This window comes from Bradyrhizobium retamae (assembly GCF_001440415.1).
Taxonomy (GTDB): Bacteria; Pseudomonadota; Alphaproteobacteria; order Rhizobiales; family Xanthobacteraceae; genus Bradyrhizobium; species Bradyrhizobium retamae.
Window position 1 is genome coordinate 1 of sequence record NZ_LLYA01000169.1, and the last position, 16,690, is coordinate 16,690.

At 64.4% G+C, this 16,690-nt stretch carries 11 protein-coding genes; 6 read left to right on the plus strand and 5 right to left on the minus strand.

Translation table 11 applies throughout. The features are described from left to right. The first annotated feature begins 389 nt into the window (after positions 1-389). The 3 genes from glmS to CQ13_RS24950 all read left to right on the plus strand — a co-directional run bounded on the left by glmS (position 390) and on the right by CQ13_RS24950 (position 4,090). Positions 390-2,216, plus strand: a complete 1,827-nt coding sequence (glmS, locus tag CQ13_RS24940) for a glutamine--fructose-6-phosphate transaminase (isomerizing) (RefSeq protein WP_057845487.1) — start codon at positions 390-392, stop codon at positions 2,214-2,216. Positions 2,217-2,308: 92 nt separating this feature from the next. Continuing rightward, complete coding sequence (locus CQ13_RS24945; protein ID WP_057845488.1) at positions 2,309-3,094, plus strand: DUF502 domain-containing protein; 786 nt, start codon at positions 2,309-2,311, stop codon at positions 3,092-3,094. Positions 3,095-3,109: 15 nt separating this feature from the next. Continuing rightward, entirely contained in the window at positions 3,110-4,090 is a 981-nt protein-coding gene (locus tag CQ13_RS24950; protein WP_057845489.1) for a dihydrodipicolinate synthase family protein, read from the plus strand. Here the strand turns inward: CQ13_RS24950 and recG are convergent. Next, positions 4,042-6,150, minus strand: coding sequence for an ATP-dependent DNA helicase RecG (gene recG, locus CQ13_RS24955; RefSeq protein ID WP_057845490.1), 2,109 nt, complete (start codon positions 6,148-6,150; stop codon positions 4,042-4,044). The two genes, CQ13_RS24950 and recG, sit on opposite strands and share 49 nt — an antisense overlap. A gap of 276 nt (positions 6,151-6,426) precedes the next feature. On the opposite strand from recG, the gene CQ13_RS24960 reads away from it, so the two are divergent. Continuing rightward, positions 6,427-6,720: a succinate dehydrogenase assembly factor 2 gene (locus tag CQ13_RS24960; protein WP_057845491.1), complete on the plus strand. Its 294-nt coding sequence runs from the start codon at positions 6,427-6,429 to the stop codon at positions 6,718-6,720. After that, entirely contained in the window at positions 6,717-10,235 is a 3,519-nt protein-coding gene (mfd, locus tag CQ13_RS24965) for a transcription-repair coupling factor (RefSeq protein ID WP_057845492.1), read from the plus strand. The genes CQ13_RS24960 and mfd overlap by 4 nt, the downstream gene beginning before the upstream one ends. A gap of 162 nt (positions 10,236-10,397) precedes the next feature. Here mfd and CQ13_RS24970 read toward each other — a convergent pair whose 3' ends face one another. From CQ13_RS24970 to CQ13_RS24980, 3 genes are all read right to left on the minus strand, one after another. Further along, positions 10,398-11,642, minus strand: coding sequence for a hypothetical protein (locus CQ13_RS24970; RefSeq protein WP_057845493.1), 1,245 nt, complete (start codon positions 11,640-11,642; stop codon positions 10,398-10,400). Between the two features lie 90 nt (positions 11,643-11,732). Further along, positions 11,733-13,238, minus strand: coding sequence for an AMP-binding protein (locus CQ13_RS24975; RefSeq protein ID WP_057845494.1), 1,506 nt, complete (start codon positions 13,236-13,238; stop codon positions 11,733-11,735). 45 nt (positions 13,239-13,283) lie between these two features. After that, positions 13,284-15,110, minus strand: a complete 1,827-nt coding sequence (locus tag CQ13_RS24980; protein ID WP_057845532.1) for an extracellular solute-binding protein — start codon at positions 15,108-15,110, stop codon at positions 13,284-13,286. A 261-nt stretch (positions 15,111-15,371) separates the two neighbouring features. Between CQ13_RS24980 and CQ13_RS24985 the strand changes: the two genes are divergently transcribed. After that, positions 15,372-16,184, plus strand: coding sequence for an invasion associated locus B family protein (locus tag CQ13_RS24985; RefSeq protein ID WP_057845495.1), 813 nt, complete (start codon positions 15,372-15,374; stop codon positions 16,182-16,184). Between the two features lie 74 nt (positions 16,185-16,258). Here CQ13_RS24985 and hspQ read toward each other — a convergent pair whose 3' ends face one another. Then, positions 16,259-16,591, minus strand: a complete 333-nt coding sequence (gene hspQ, locus CQ13_RS24990; RefSeq protein ID WP_057845496.1) for a heat shock protein HspQ — start codon at positions 16,589-16,591, stop codon at positions 16,259-16,261. Positions 16,592-16,690: the final 99 nt, after the last annotated feature.

The window sequence follows — 16,690 nt, forward strand, 5'->3', positions numbered from 1 at the left end:
CAGATCTTGCGGACACAAGAGCACGAAGTAAGCCGTAAAGCCATTGCGCAGGGAATGCCGGAGTGCCTCGGCTGTACCTGTCTGCTCGTGTGCGCATCTCTTAGCGCTTATTGCACACGAGACCGCGGGTGCAGCAAGCGCCCGGCATTCCCTGCTCCCTCCTCGGGGGGAACCAAGGCCAAGCCTCGGGCAGATCATGCCGCGAGATCGCGGACTCATATTCCTTCGGCCAGGCGGATGTGACAGGGTAATCGCGGGTGGCGGCCGTTAAGCTTTACGCTTAAGACTGTCGCAATGCGCAACAATTATTGAGTATCTGTCGGCCTGCCATTGCCATTAAGACACTCGCGGGTTGCGACGCATTCGTCGATTTGGGGAAATTGAACCGCATGTGCGGCATTGTCGGCATTCTTGGGAAAGCTCCGGTCGCGGAGCTTCTGGTGGACTCACTCAAACGGCTTGAATATCGCGGCTATGATTCCGCGGGCGTCGCCACGCTGGAAGGCGATCACCTTGAGCGCCGCCGCGCCGAGGGCAAGCTGAAGAACCTCGAGAAGCGGCTAGATGCGGAACCGCTCAAGGGGCACACCGGGATCGGGCACACCCGCTGGGCAACGCACGGCAAGCCGACCGAGAACAATGCGCACCCGCACGCCACGGATCGCGTCGCCGTCGTTCACAACGGCATCATCGAGAACTTTCGCGAGCTGCGCGAAGCGCTGGAGAAGAAGGGCGCGGTCTTCAAGACCGAAACCGACACCGAGATCGTTCTGCATCTGGTCGATAGCCTGCTGCAGAGGGGCATCAAGCCGGTCGAAGCGGTGAGGGCGGCGCTGTCGGAACTGCGCGGTGCGTTTGCGCTCGGATTCATCTTCGCGGGCGACGACGATCTGATGATCGGCGCCCGCAACGGCCCGCCGCTGGCGATCGGTCACGGCGACGGCGAAATGTATCTGGGGTCGGATGCGATCGCGCTCGGGCCGTTCACCGATACGATCAGCTACCTCGAAGACGGCGATTGGGTGGTGCTGACGCGCAAGGGCGCTGTCATCTACGACAAGACCAACGCAATCGTTCATCGGGATGCGGTCAAGCACAGCGCCTCGACCTCGCTGGTCGACAAGGCGAACTACCGCCACTTCATGGCCAAGGAAATTCACGAGCAGCCGGAAGTGGTCGGCCACACGCTGGCGCGCTACATCGACATGGCGAGCGAGCGCGTCATGTTGCCGGTCAAGCTGCCGTTCGACTTCAAGGACATCCAGCGCATTTCGATCACGGCCTGCGGCACTGCGAACTATGCCGGCTATGTCGCCAAATACTGGTTCGAGCGGCTGGCGCGCATTCCGGTCGAAATCGATATCGCCTCCGAATTCCGCTACCGCGAGGCGCCCTTGCGCAAGGGCGATCTCGCGATTTTCATTTCGCAATCCGGCGAGACCGCTGACACGCTGGCCGCGCTGCGCTACGCCAAGGCTGAGGGCGTTCACACCCTGTCGGTGGTGAACGTCCCGACGTCGACGATTGCGCGCGAAAGCGAAACCGTGCTGCAGACGCTCGCCGGTCCCGAGATCGGTGTCGCGTCGACCAAGGCCTTCACCTGCCAGTTGATGGTGCTGGCCTCGCTCGCAGTCGCCGCCGGCAAGGCGCGCGGCGAATTGTCTGACGAAGACGAGACCAAGCTCGTCCACGGCCTCGTCGAGATTCCGCGGCTGATGGCGGCGGCGCTGACGTTGGAACCGCAGATCGAAAAGCTGGCGCGCGACATCTCGAAATCGAAGGACGTGCTCTATCTCGGCCGCGGCACCAGCTACCCGATGGCGCTGGAAGGCGCGCTGAAGCTGAAGGAAATTTCCTACATCCATGCCGAGGGCTATGCCGCCGGCGAACTCAAGCACGGGCCGATCGCGCTGATCGACGAGAACATGCCGGTGGTGGTGATCGCGCCGTTCGACCGGGTGTTCGAGAAGACGGTCTCCAATATGCAGGAAGTCGCAGCCCGCGGCGGCAACATCATCCTGATGACCGATGCCAAGGGCGCAGCGGAGGCCACCGTCGATTCCCTTGTTACCATCGTGCTGCCCGACATGGCGTCGGCATTCACCCCGATGGTCTATGCCATCCCGGTGCAGCTTCTGGCTTATCATACAGCCGTGGTGATGGGCACCGACGTGGATCAGCCGCGAAATCTCGCCAAATCGGTAACCGTCGAATAGTCAAGACTATCGGCTGTCACGCTGGCCCTTCAAAAACCTGCTAGGATGGCTTAGCTGGCATAAGGCCCGCTGCGCCCCGACCTGGAACCCGAATGAACCGCGAAGAGCTGCCCCCGACCGCGCCCCTGGATGAACCTCTCCCAGAGGCTCACCCTCCCGGGCTAATGGCCCGTTTCCGGAACTATTTTCTGACCGGACTGATTGTCGCAGGGCCGGTCGCGATCACGCTCTACCTGACCTGGTGGTTCGTGAACTGGGTCGACAGTATCGTCCGGCCGTTCGTGCCCACGGCCTACCGGCCGGAAACCTATCTGCCATTCGGGCTGCCCGGCTCGGGGCTGATCGTCGCGGTGGTTGCGCTGACACTGTTGGGCTTCCTTACCGCCAATTTGATCGGGCGGACGCTGGTCGACCTCGGCGAGCGGCTGCTCGGGCGCATGCCCGTGGTGCGCGCGATCTATCGCGGCCTGAAGCAGGTGTTCGAGACGCTGTTCTCGGGCAAGGGGTCGAGCTTTCGCAAGGTCGGCCTGGTTGAATTTCCCTCGCCGGGCATGTGGTCGATCGTCTTGATCTCGCAGCCGCCGAGCGTGAACATCGCCAGCCAGCTTCCCGACCAGGAAGAGCACATCTCGGTGTTCCTGCCCTGCGCGCCGAACCCGACCACGGGTTTCTTTTTCTACGTGCCGAAGAGCAAGATCATCGAAGTCGACATGACGACCGAGGACGCCGCGACGCTGATCATGTCGGCCGGCGTGGTGCAGCCCGGCTCCGATCAACAGAAGCGCAACGGCGCGCTGGCCGGCATGGCGAACGCGGCGCGCGTGGCCAATTCGGCCGCGGGTCTGAAGCCGGCTCCCGCGAAGGCGAAGGTGGAGTAGGGCGGCGCCGACATCATGACGAAGAAGATCGAAGGCATCATTCCGGTGATGATCACGCCGTTTACCGAAAGCGGCCAGATCGACTATCCCGGCCTCGGCCGGCTGGTGGAATGGTACATCGACAATGGTTCGGACGCGCTGTTTGCGGTCTGCCAGTCCAGCGAGATGCAGTTTCTCACTCTCGACGAACGGGTTGCGCTCGCCGCTTTCGTCAAGAAAGCCGCAGCCGGCCAAGTCCCGGTGATCGCGTCCGGTCACATCAGCGAGAGCCTGGACGACCAACTTGCCGAGCTGACCGCGATTGCCGCGACCGGTGTCGACGGCATGGTGCTCGTCACCAACCGGCTCGACGCCAAGCAGGAAGGCGGCAGCAAGTTCATCGACGATCTGACTTGGCTGCTCGATCGGCTGCCGAAGCAAATTCCGCTAGGTCTTTACGAATGCCCGGCGCCCTATCGCCGCCTGCTCACCGATGATGAACTAAAGTTCTGCGCCAACACCGGCCGCTTCGTCATCCTCAAGGATGTGTCCTGCGACCTCGAAACGGTGAAGCGCCGCGTGACGCTGACCCGGGGCACGCCGCTTTCCATCGTCAATGCCAATGCGGCGATTGCCTTTGAGGCAATGAAAGCCGGCTCACGCGGCTTCACCGGCGTATTCACGAACTTTCATCCCGATCTCTACAGGTGGCTGATGACCGAGCATGCCTATCATCCGGCGCTAGCGGACGAACTTTCCGTCTACCTCGCGCTGTCGGCCATGGCCGAACCGATGGGCTACCCGAAGCTTGCCAAGCTCTATCACCAGCGCCTCGGCACGTTCTCCTGCACCGACAGCCGCGCCGTCACCTTCGATATCCGCGAGAAATTCTGGGCTCTGGATGCGCTGCTCGACAAGATCGTCGACGGCGCCGAGCACTACCGGCTTCGCGTTGCCACGGTTGCGAATTATCCAGCGCCGATCAGCGGCACCGCTTCATCGCGCTCATACAGATAGAGCAGACAGCGCAGCGCTTCACCGCGCTCGCCCTTGAGCTTCGGATTGTCCTTCATGATGCGCAGCGCTTCGTCGCGCGCCTGCGTGATGAGTTGACCGTGCACGTCGGAGCGGGCAATGCGATAGCCGGGCAGGCCGCTCTGGCGGATGCCGAGCACGTCGCCTTCGCCGCGCAGTTTGAGATCCTCCTCCGCAATCCTGAAGCCGTCGGTGGTCTCCCGGATCACCTTCAGCCGCGCCGCCGACATCTCACCGAGCGGCTCCTTGTAGAGCAACAGGCAGGTCGAGGACTCCGATCCGCGGCCGATCCGGCCGCGGAGCTGGTGCAATTGCGCGAGCCCGAAACGCTCGGCGTTTTCGATCACCATGATGGTAGCCGCGGGAATGTCGACGCCGACCTCGACCACGGTGGTGGCGACCAGGAGCCCGATCTCGTGGGCGGCAAACTGCGCCATCACGCGATCCTTATCCGGGCCCTTCATCTGCCCATGCACCAGCCCGACGCGGTCGCCGAAACGTTTCCGCAGCCGCTCGAAACGCTCGGTGGCGTTGGTGAGATGTTCAGTGCCCTCGGCCTCGGATTCTTCGACCAGCGGACAGATCCAGTAGACCAGCTTGCCTGATTTCAGCGCGCGGCCGACGGCATCGACCACTTCATCGAGGCGGCTGGCGGGAACGGCGCGGGTGTCGATCGGCTGGCGGCCAGCCGGTTTTTCCCGCAACTCGGAGACGTCCATATCGCCGAAATAAGTGAGTACCAGCGTGCGGGGGATCGGTGTTGCGCTCAAGACCAGCACGTCGACGGCCTCGCCCTTGTTGGTGAGCGCGAGCCGTTCGCGTACGCCGAAGCGATGCTGTTCGTCGACCACCGCCAGCGCCAGCGCCTTGAAGATCACGTCGTCCTGGATCAGCGCATGGGTGCCGACCAGAAAGTCGATCTCGCCGGCTTCGAGCCGCGCCAGAATTTCACGCCGCTCCTTGCCTTTTTCGCGGCCGGTCAGGATCGCCACACGAAGACCTGCGCGCTCGGCCAGCGGCGCGATCGTCTTGATATGCTGGCGCGCGAGGATTTCGGTCGGCGCCATTAGCGCGGCCTGCTTGCCGACCTCGGTGACCGCAGCCGCGGCGAGCAGCGCCACCACCGTCTTGCCCGATCCGACATCGCCCTGCAGCAGCCGCAACATCCGCACCGGCTGGAGCAAATCTTCGGTGATGGCCGCGACCGCCGCGCGCTGCGAGGCGGTGAGCGCGTAGGGCAGCGCATCGATGATCTTGTGGCGCAGGTGACCATCGCCGGCATTGCGGTCGCCGGCCGGACGCCGCAATTGCGCGCGCACCAGCGCCAGTGCCAGTTGGCCGGCGAGCAGCTCGTCGAAGGCGAGCCGCGACCAGAACGGGCCGTCAGGCAAAATGTCCGTGAGCTCGACCGGCACATGCACGCGGGTGAGCGCTTGGCGAATCGGCGGAAAGTTGCAGCGGCGGATCACTTCCGGGCTGATCCATTCGGGCAGTTCCGGCAACTTCTGCAGCGCCTGCGCGATGGCCCGGCGCAGCGAACCCAGTGCGAGACCTTCAGTGAGAGGATAGACCGGGTCGATACCGCTGAGTTTTGCAAAGCCGGCTTCGTCGACGACGCGGTCGGGATGCACGATCTGCGGGATGCCGTCATACATCTGCAGCGTGCCGGACACGTAGCGCTTCTCGCCGACCGGCAGCAGCTTTTCGACGTAGCCGGGCTTGGCGCGGAAAAACGTCAGCACCACGTCGCCGGTATCATCAGAAGCATAGACGAGGTAGGGCGCGCGGGCATTGCGGGGCGGGGGCGGCCGGTGGCGGTCGATGGTGACTTCCAGCGTCACCACGGTTCCCGGTACCGCCTCGCGGATTTTCGGCCGCGCGCGGCGGTCGATCACGCTGGCCGGCAGGTGCAGCAAGAGATCGACCAGCCGCGGGGTCTCATCGCGGTCGAGCAGATAGCGCAACAGCTTGTCCTGTTTCGGCCCGACGCCAGGCAGGCTCGTGACCGGCGCAAACAAGGGATTGAGCAGGGTGGGGCGCATCAGGTCTCTCGTCGCACATAGCGCGTCATGCGCGGGCTTACCGCCTTCGCCAAGGCTTCGGCGGCCGGGCGCCCTCGTGGTCCGGCGAAGCCTTGGCGGAGACGGGACCGCGCATCCATCACTCTTCAAGAGATGATGGATTGCCGGGTCAAGCCCGGCAATGACACCGTAGTTGTAATTCACGGAACTGTTGGGGCTGACATTCGTCATCTCGACCGCTATATCAAGCCGGCCCGGCACGTCCGGGCTTTTGGCGTTCGGATGGGACCAGTGAAAATGACGGGTACGACACGATCGAGCGGTGGCCTCGATGACCGCCGCAAGCGGCTTTTATTTCGCTGCTGGCATCGGGGCACCCGTGAGATGGACCTCATCCTCGGGCGCTTTGCGGATGCCGAGATATCGGGCATGCGCGATGACGAGTTGACCGAACTGGAGCGCCTGATCGAGGTCCCCGATCCCGACCTCTATGCAGCGCTGACCGGCGACAAGCCGCTCGATCCGGAGTATGCGACGACCGCGCTGTTCGATCGTATCAAGGCGTTTCGCGCCGTGGACCACGACGCATGAAGGCACCTGTCAAATCGCCCGCCGCGCTGCTGGCTCCCGGCCGCGCGCTGACCTTTGCCAATGTCGCCGAGGGCGCGGAGGGGCTCGTCGTCTCCGACCTCGCGCGTGCGGTCGCAGCCAAGCCGAAACCGCCGGCGGTCAGCCTTGCCGTGGTCTGCCGCGACGGTCCGCGCATGCAACAACTGGCGCGGGCGCTGGAATTCTTCGCCCCTGATTTGCCGGTGATGCAGTTTCCGGCCTGGGACTGCCAGCCCTATGACCGGGTGTCGCCGCACGGCGGTGTCCTGGCGCAGCGGCTGACGACACTGGCGCGGCTGTCGCGCCTGCAGGGCAGCGACAAACCGCTGATCGTGCTGACGACCGTCAACGCCATCGTACAGCGCGTGCCCGCGCGCGAAGTTGTGGCGGCGCAGGCGCTGTCGGTCGCGCCCGGTCATGTCGTACCGATGGATTCGATCGTCGCCTGGCTGGAGCACAATGGCTACAACCGCTCCTCGACCGTGCGCGAGCCCGGCGAGTACGCCGTGCGCGGCGGCATCCTCGATCTGTTTCCGGCCGGGCTCGACCAGCCGGTGCGGTTCGACTTCTTCGGCGACTCCCTCGAATCGATCCGCACCTTCGATGCGGAAACCCAGCGCACGCTGCTCGACATGCGCGGGCTCGACCTGGTGCCGATCTCTGAATTCCAGCTCGTCACTGAAACCATCCGCCGCTTTCGCATGGGCTATGTCGCAGCCTTCGGCGCGCCCGAGCGCGACGATCCGCTCTATGAGGCCGTCAGTGAGGGCCGCCGCCATCCTGGCATGGAGCACTGGCTGCCGCTGTTCCAGGAGCGGATGGATACGCTGTTCGATTACCTCGACGATGCGCCGATCGCGATCGAACCGCAAGGCGAGGACGCCGCACGCGAACGCTTCAAGCAGATCGCGGACTATTACGAGGCCAGGCGCGAGGCGTTGGAACATCCGGGGTCAGGCGCGATCTACAAGCCGTTGCCGCCGGACCGGCTCTACTTGACGGAAACGGAGTGGACGACGCGGCTGAGCGAAGCTGCGGTGGCGCGGCTGACGCCGTTTGCGGTGCCGGAAGGGGCCGGGGACGTGTTCGACGCCGGCGCGAGGCAGGGCCGCAATTTCACGCCCGAGCGGGCCGACACTTCCGTCAACGTCTTCGAAGCCGTCGTGGCGCATGTGCTTGCATTGCAGGCGCAGCGCAAGAAAGTGGTGATCGCGCTGTGGAGCGAAGGCTCGCGCGACCGCATGGGCAGCATGCTGCGGGACCACAAGCTCGCCAATATCACCACCGTCAACGCCTGGCGTACCGTGCAGGCGACGCCGCGCAACGAGGCCATGCTGGCGGTGGTCGGCATGGAGAGCGGTTTCGAGACCGACGAATTCGCCGTCATCAGCGAGCAGGACATCCTCGGCGACCGCCTGGTGCGGCAGCGCAAATCAAGCCGCAAGCTCGACAATTTCATCTCGGAAGTCACGAGCCTTTCGACCGGCGATCTCGTGGTGCATGTCGAGCACGGCATCGGGCGCTTTGTCGGCTTGCAGACGATCGAGGTGGGCGGCGCGCCGCATGACTGTCTCGAACTGCATTATGCCGCTGAAACAAAGCTGTTCCTGCCGGTCGAGAATATCGAGTTGCTGTCGCGCTATGGCTCCGATCACGCCAATGTCGAATTGGACCGGCTGGGTGGCGGCGGTTGGCAGGCGCGCAAGGCCAAGCTGAAGAACCGGATCCGCGAGATCGCCGGCGAACTCATCAAGATCGCAGCCGAGCGGCAACTGCACGAAGCGCCGAAAATGCCGGTGCAGCCGCATGTCTATGACGAATTCTGTGCGCGTTTCCCCTATGAGGAGACCGAGGATCAGCTTGGCGCCATCACATCCACGCTGAAAGACCTTGAAACCGGCCGTCCCATGGACCGGCTGATCTGCGGCGATGTCGGCTTCGGCAAGACGGAGGTGGCGTTGCGCGCGGCATTCGCGGTCGCGCTCGAAGGCAAGCAGGTCGCCGTCGTCGTGCCGACCACGCTGCTTGCCCGCCAGCACAGCAAGAATTTTGCCGAACGCTTCAGAGGTTTCCCAGTCAATGTCGCGCAGGCCTCCCGCCTAGTCCCGGCCAAGGAGCTGACGCAGGTCAAGAAGGGGCTGGCCGAAGGCAATGTCGACATCGTGGTCGGCACCCATGCGCTGCTCGGCAAGTCGATCAAGTTCCGCGATCTGGGCCTGTTGATTGTCGACGAGGAGCAGCACTTTGGCGTCAGCCACAAGGAAAAGCTGAAGCAGTTGCGGGCGCAGGTGCATGTCTTGACGCTGAGCGCGACGCCAATCCCGCGGACGCTGCAGCTTGCGCTGACCGGCGTGCGCGACCTTTCGATTATCGCCTCGCCCCCGGTCGATCGCCTCGCGGTGCGCACCTTCGTGGCGCCGCACGATCCCCTGATGATCCGCGAGGCCTTACTGCGCGAACGCTACCGCGGCGGGCAGGCGTTCTACGTCGTGCCGCGGATCGAGGACCTTGCCGGCGTCAAGGACTTCCTCGACAAGAACGTGCCGGAAATGAAGGTCGCGGTTGCGCACGGCCAGATGCCGCCGACCGTAATCGAGGACATCATATCGGCCTTCTATGACGGCAAATACGACATCCTGCTTTCGACCACCATCATCGAGTCCGGCCTCGACATTCCGAACGCCAATACGCTGATCGTGCACCGCGCGGATATGTTCGGGCTGGCGCAACTCTATCAGTTGCGCGGGCGGGTCGGGCGCTCGAAGCTCCGCGCCTACGCGCTGTTCACGTTGCCAGCGCAGCAGAAAATTACCGCACAGGCCGAGCGGCGGTTGAAGGTGCTGCAGTCGCTGGAAACGCTGGGCGCGGGCTTTCAGCTCGCATCTCACGACCTCGACATCCGCGGCGCCGGCAATCTGCTCGGCGAAGAACAATCCGGTCACATCAAGGAAGTTGGCTTCGAGCTCTATCAATCGATGCTGGAGGAGGCGATCCTCAACCTCAAGGCCGGCGTGGCCGAGCCCGCCGCAGACCGCTGGTCGCCGCAGATCACCATCGGCATGCCGGTGCTAATCCCCGAGGATTACGTCAACGATCTTTCGGTGCGGCTGTCGCTGTATCGTCGGCTCGCCGATCTCGATACCGACGAGGAGATCGACAATTTTGCCGCCGAGATGCGCGATCGTTTCGGCGTGCTGCCGGACGAGGTCCGCTATCTCTTCAAGGTCGCGGCCATCAAGGCCTACTGCCGCCGCGCCAATGTCGAGAAAGTCGATGCGGGTCCGAAGGGCGCCGTGATCTCGTTCCGCGACAACAGCTTTGCCCAGCCGGATCGCCTCGTCGCCTTTATCCGTCAGCACGGCCAGGCCGCGAAGGTGCGGCCGGATATGAAGGTGGTGTTCCTGCAGCAATGGAAGACGCCTGAGGAGCGGTTGATGGGTACGACCGAGATCTTGCGGCAGCTCGCCAATCTCGCGGAGAGCAAGAAGGCGGCGTAGGAGATTCGGCCTGGCTTCTCCCGTCAATTGCGAGGAACCGTAGGCCGGGCAAAGCCCACGGGTCGCGCGAATGCGCGCCCGATGACAGGCTCCGCGTGCCCACCATTCACAACAGCATTGTGGATAGATGGTGGGCACGGCGCGAAGCGCGCCTTTGCCCACCTATGACGCTGCCCGTTGCGCGTCTTCCTGCAGCCGTGACCGCAGCGATTTCGCGGAATCGTTCGGCAGCAGCGTTGCGACCGTCACGGTTGGCTCCGACCGTGCGTCGCGCTGGCCGTGGCTGGTATGGCGCATCACGCTCGACAGCCGCCGCGCGATGGCGTGAGCCGACTTCAGGTCGGCCTCGGCGAAGACCACGACAACCGAGCCGTCGTCCTGGGCGGCGCCGAAATCCATCTGTCGCATCAGGCGGCTGATGATCCGCGCGCCATCGAATTGCGCGCGGGGGTGTTCGGGATCGAACGCAAAGCGCGCCACCGACAATCCGCCGCCGCGTTGCTGCGTCTGGTAGATGGCGCTGGCAAAGTCGCGCTCGAAGGCTTCCTGGGTAAGCAGACCGGTCCGCGCGTCGATCAGGCCATCGGCGTCGATGGCCTTCAGCGTGCGGCTCAGATGCGCTTCGAAGGCGTGCTGGCGGATCAGCGGGAGCCCAATCGCTGCCACTTCGACAGCGTCGCCGGAGACGATCTCGAGGTTCGGCAAATCATAGGCCGGCACCAGATCGCCCGCCGCCACGACGACGGGAAGATTGCGGAAGCGGGCGTCCTCGGTCAGCACGGTGAGGAAGGCATCGACCACGCGCAGGCTGAATCCTTCGCCGAGCACGACACCGTCGATGTCCCTGGCGTTGAGATGCTTCGCTGCCGCCTCGATCGAAAGCGCGCCGACCACGCCGGTGCGCTCGCCAAGCGCGACCGACAGCGCCGGATAGGCGCCGCCGCGGCCGATCAGCAGCACGGTAGCGTCGCGCGCCGGATCGATATGCGACAACGCCATTGGCGCTGCCGGCACCAGCCGGCGCATCACAGTCGCATGCAATGACCGCACGCGCAGCGCGGCACGCAGGCGGGCAGCCAGCCGGTCGGAGCCGCCTTGTTGGGCGTGTGGGACTTGGCTCTGAAAAAAGGGAATGACGTTGTCCGGAACAGGGTTCTGCGGGTCGATCGCGATCAGCGGCAGATAGGGCTGTCGCGCCGCGACCCGCACGGCCAGCTCCGCCAGTCCGGCTGCATTGGTACCGGAGGTTTCGGCCAGCACGGCGGCCGGTTGCACCTGCTCGACCGCGCGCGCCGCATCCGCCCAGCCACTCTCGACCACCGGAAACAGTCTCGCAACATCGAGCATGGCGGCAAAGGACGGCCGTTTCGCGGTCGATACGACGAGGATCGGACCTTGCTGGGACATCTGAGAACTCGGACCAGGTGCGCAATAGGAAGCTGCGATCCTAGTTTGCCGCGCTTAATGCGGCGTCAACGGGCGCCCGCCAGCGGCCTCTCAGGCGGCGTTGCTCCGATCCCTAAATGCTTCAACCATCAACGGGTTAAGTCCAAGTTCTGTCAGCGCGTCTCGGGCGCGGGCATTGTCGAGCGCACGGCCGGCGAGCCGATGGCCGCTGAGGCGGTCCGGCAGCGCGGTCAGCAGCGCGCCCTGACCGAGCCGGCGCGCCCACTCCTGGAGCTCCTGCGCCAGGAATCGGTAGCCGCCGACAGCCATCACGCCGGACGGCGGCGCGGTGATATTGACCGCGCCGGTCACGCGGTCGAGCCGCGCCGCGTAATCCGTATCGACGTAATCGCGCGGCGGCGCCGCGATCAGGGAATCGCTCGGCGGTGGAGGCGGCGCATAGGCCGCGACCGGCACCATCGGTCCGCGCAGTCCCAACGTGCCGCGCGGGGTCAGCAATATCTCGCCCGCGATCGACGATCCCGGCAGATCGCGCGGCGCACCGTGGGGACCCGGCTTGATCAGGGCCGGCGAGCCGTCCTCCGCGATCCGGCGCGCGCCGAACAATCCGGCCTCGCCGAATAGATAGACATCCGTCAGCGTCACCTGTTGCGCGACCCAGCACGCGCTGGAGCCGACCTGCTCCGGGGTCCGCCATAGGCCGATGACGTTGCGCAGGCTCGGCATCCGCGCGCCGAGGTCCAGTTCGTCCAGCCGCAGCGCCAGTTGGGCAGGTGCGATCAGCGTGTCGCAGGCCTGCTCGATGATCTGCTGTTCCAGCACCTCGTCGTCGAAAGGATGGTGCAACACCAGTGTTCCGCCCGACAGCAGCCAGATCGCCAGCGACGAGGCGAGGCCGGCAAATGACATCGGCGAGAACGCCGATAGGATCGTTGCGCCCTGCGGCACGTCGCTTTCGAGCGACATGGCAAGGCCGCCCGCAATCAGGCCGAGATGGGCGCGCGGGATCGGCCGGAAACCGTCCGAGGTGACATCGAAGGAAATCAGCGCCGCCTTGCGGCCGTCCTGGACCACGGCGCGCGTGGTCGGGGATTCCCGGAAGATGGCGTTGTCGAGCGAGGCCATGCCTTCGGGCAGGTCGCCGCCGAAGCCGCAGACATGGCGGATCGAGAACGCTTCGGCGGCAGCGTTCATAGCGATATCCGAGTAGATCACGCCGTCGACCTTGCTCGAGGTCACGATCGCCCGCGCGGCGGTGCGGTTGAGCGCCATGGTCAATTCCGACTGCCGCCAGAGCAGCGGCAGCACCGCGACGACCAGGCCGGCGCGGAAGGCGGCGAGCACGGTGAGCGCGAATTCGATGGTGTTCGGCAATTGAACCGCGATCACGGAATTGGACGGCAAGCCGGATTCGATGAAGTGCGCGGCCAGCGACGAGATCATACGGTCGGCCTGCGCGAAGGTAAGACGCTTCGGCGGCTGGCCGGTGATGCGCTGCTTGTTGGGGGGATCGACCAGCGCCAGCGCGTCCGGCTGCCGTGCCAGGTTCCGTTTGAACAACGTATCGAGCGTTGGCGAAGCGGTGGGCTGGGTCACGGCGTTACTTCGGCTCTGTCACGGAGGTTGGATCGCTTGGCGAGTTCACTTCATTTCCGGCTTCTGCCACCAGGTTTCCGGCAGATAGCCCGTCAACGCGTTCGCTGTAGGTTGTTCTATCCGATTCCACCGCGCAATCCATTGCTCCTGCACGTTAAACACTGGAATTGCGTAGAAGCCCGACATCAGGACGCGATCGAGGGCCCGCACCGCGGAGACGAAAGGCGGGCGTTCGCGCGCCTCGAGCAGGGCAGCGATCATGGCGTCGATCGCGGGCTCCTTGGCCCCCATGTAATTCCGGGTGCCGGGAATGTCGGCGGCCTGGCTGCCCCAGTAGAAGGACTGCTCGTTGCCGGGGGATAGCGACTGGTCCCAGCGGTTCTGCAGCATATCGAACTCGTACCCCAGCCGGCGCTGGTCGAATTGCACGGGGTCGATCGCGCGGACGCTGGCCTCGATGCCGGCGCGCTTGAGGTCGCGCTGATAGGAAAGCGCAATCCGCTCCTGGTCGCGCGTCGTCACCAGGATTTCGAAGGTGAGCGGCGTCCGGGACGAACGCTGCCGCAGCACGGCGCCATCGAGATCGTAGCCGGCTTCCGACAGCAACTTGAGCGCGCTGCGCAACGTCGTGCGATCGCGGCCAGATCCGTCGGTGACGGGCAGGCGGTACGTACCATCGAGAATATCCGGCCGGATCCGTGCCGCGAACGGCTTCAAGAGTTCGCGCTCGCGCTCGTCGGCCGGGCGGGCGTAGGCGGATAGTTCGGACCCTGCGAAGAAGCCTGCCGCGCGCGCATAGAGCCCGAAAAAGTAATTGCGGTTGATCCACTCGAAATCGAACAGCAGCGTCAGGGCCTGCCGCACGCGGACGTCTGAAAACACCGGACGCCGCGTGTTGAACACCAGGAATTCCGAGGGCTGCGGCATTCCGGTCTTGATGGTATCGCGGATCACTTCGCCGTTGCGGGCGGCCGGAAAATCGTAACCTTCATGCCAGCGGAGCGGCTCGTGCTCGGCGCGAAAGTCATAGAGGCTGCGCTTGAATGCCTCGAACTGGCCGTTGGATTCGCGGTAGAAGTCGATCCTGATCTCGTCGAAGTTCCACAAGCCCCGATTCACCGGCAGATCACGGCCCCAGTAGTCGGGATTGCGGGTCAGGGTGACGCTGGCGCCGGGCTTAACGGCGGCGACGCGATAGGGGCCGGAACCGACCGGTCCGGTCATCGTGGTTTCCTCGAACGTTGCCGGATCGACCGCATGCTTCGGCAAGACAGGCATTAGACCGAGGATCAGCGGCAATTCGCGGTCGTTGCCACCGCCGAAATCGAACCGCACGGTGAGCGGATCGGGCGCTTCGGCCTTTACGACTTTGGAATAATACTGGCGGTGATTGGGGCGCCCCTTGTCGCGCAGCAAGGCCCACGAAAACAGGACGTCCTCTGCTGTGACCGGCTTGCCGTCGGCGAAGCGCGCCCTCGGGTCGAGGTGGAACGAGACGTAGCTGCGCGCGTCGTCGGTCTCGACGGTTTTGGCCAGCAAGCCATAGAGCGTGAAAGCCTCATCGTTGCTGCGCGCCATCAGGCTCTCGACCACGAAGCCCCTGATCTGCTGAACCGCGAGGCCGCGGACGATCAGGGGGTTGACGCTGTCGAAAGTTCCCAGGGCGCCCCAGACCAGCCGTCCGCCCTTCGGCGCTTCGGGATTGACGTAGGGCATATGCGTGAAACCGGCGGGAAGAGCAGGCGCGCCGTGCATCGCCAGCGCGGGGCTTTCGGCCGCTCTGGTTTCGTGGACTGGCGCGAGCGGCGTCACAGCCAGCGCCAGGGCAATGCCCGCGAGCACACGCAGGCGGATACGACCGAAGCGGGTCATGGACGGGCAGGTATCTGATTCGAAAATGCGCACGAAGAAAGCTTTACCATAGGCTTCGGCCTCGGCCTGCGGGGAACGCCAAAGATGCTTGTCGGCATTGATCTTTTCGTCTGCCGCTGTATTGAAGGCGGGCAGTTGATGACCGCGGGAACGCCTGTCACGTAACCGCCTCAATTGCCAACGAGACAGCCGCCCCAGCGCGGCTTGGTGTCGGTGCCTGTAGCGGTTTCGGGCGCTCCGGTTCAGAAAGGGTTTTCCGCAATGAATTTCCGTATCTTCGCCGCGTCGATTCGGCCGCGTGGGCAGATCGCCCTGTTGGCGGCCTCGGCATTGTCGGCAACGTTGATTGCGTCGGGCGTGCAAGCTCAGCAGCCAGCGCCCGGGGCCCCGAAGGCTGCCCCGGCGCCTGCCGCTCCGAAAGCGCCTCCGAAGGCTGCTCCCAAGGGTCCCGCCGGCGCTCCCGCGGCACAAGCCCCTCCGGCTGGCGCTCCCGGCGCCGCCCCCCCGCCCCAGGAGCAGCAGGTCCAGCTAATCTACGCGCCCTGGACCAAGTTCTGCCTCAAGGGTCAGGAAGCCGGCGCCAAGCAGGTTTGCTTCACCGGCAAGGACGGCCGCATCGAGTCGGGCCAACCCGTCATCGCCGCCGTCATCATCGAGCCGGAAGGCGAGCCGAAGAAGCTCCTTCGCGTGACCTTACCGCTCGGCATGCAGCTCGTGCACGGAACCCGGATCATCATTGATAACAATCCGCCGCAGCAGGGCCCCTATGTAATCTGCTTCCAGAACGGCTGCATGTCGGACTACGAAGCAACCCCCGAGCTGATCGCCAACTTGAAGAAGGGCCAGAATCTGGTTGTTCAGGCGATCAATTCCAACGGCGCGCCGCTGACGCTGCCGCTGCCGCTCGCCGGTGAATTCGCCAAGGCCTTTGACGGTCCGCCGACCGATCCGAAGCAGTTCGAGGAAAACCAGAAGAAACTGCAGGAAGAGCTGCAGAAGCGTGCTGAGGAGCAACGCAAGAAGCTGGAGGGCGCCCAGCCGGGCGGCGCCACTGCAAATCCGGCAGCGAAGTAACAGCCGCGCCATTCGACAAAACAAAAGGCGCCCGACCAGGGCGCCTTTTTCGTTGGGCAGAGATTGCTAGTCTACTAGTTCAGCGACGGGTTGCGCGGGCGGTAGCCGCCGGACTTGTCCTTCACGAAGATCTCGGCCACCTGCGAGTGCCGGATCGGCTCGCCGGAATCGTCCGGCAGCAGATTTTGCTCGGAGACGTAGGCGACGTATTCGGACTCCGAGTTTTCCGCGAGCAGGTGATAGAACGGCTGATCCTTGGCAGGCCGAACCTCCTCTGGGATCGACAACCACCATTCCTCGGTATTGTTGAATTCCGGATCGATATCGAAAATCACGCCACGGAATGAAAACACCCGGTGGCGGACGATCTGCCCGATCTGAAATTTGGCGGTGCGCGCTTTGATCATGCCCCGTCGAATAGACCATGATTGTGGCCGATGCTAGGGGCAATAGGACGAATTAACCTTTACGCGTGGTGGCCATATCCGGCGCCATCTCCCCAAAAT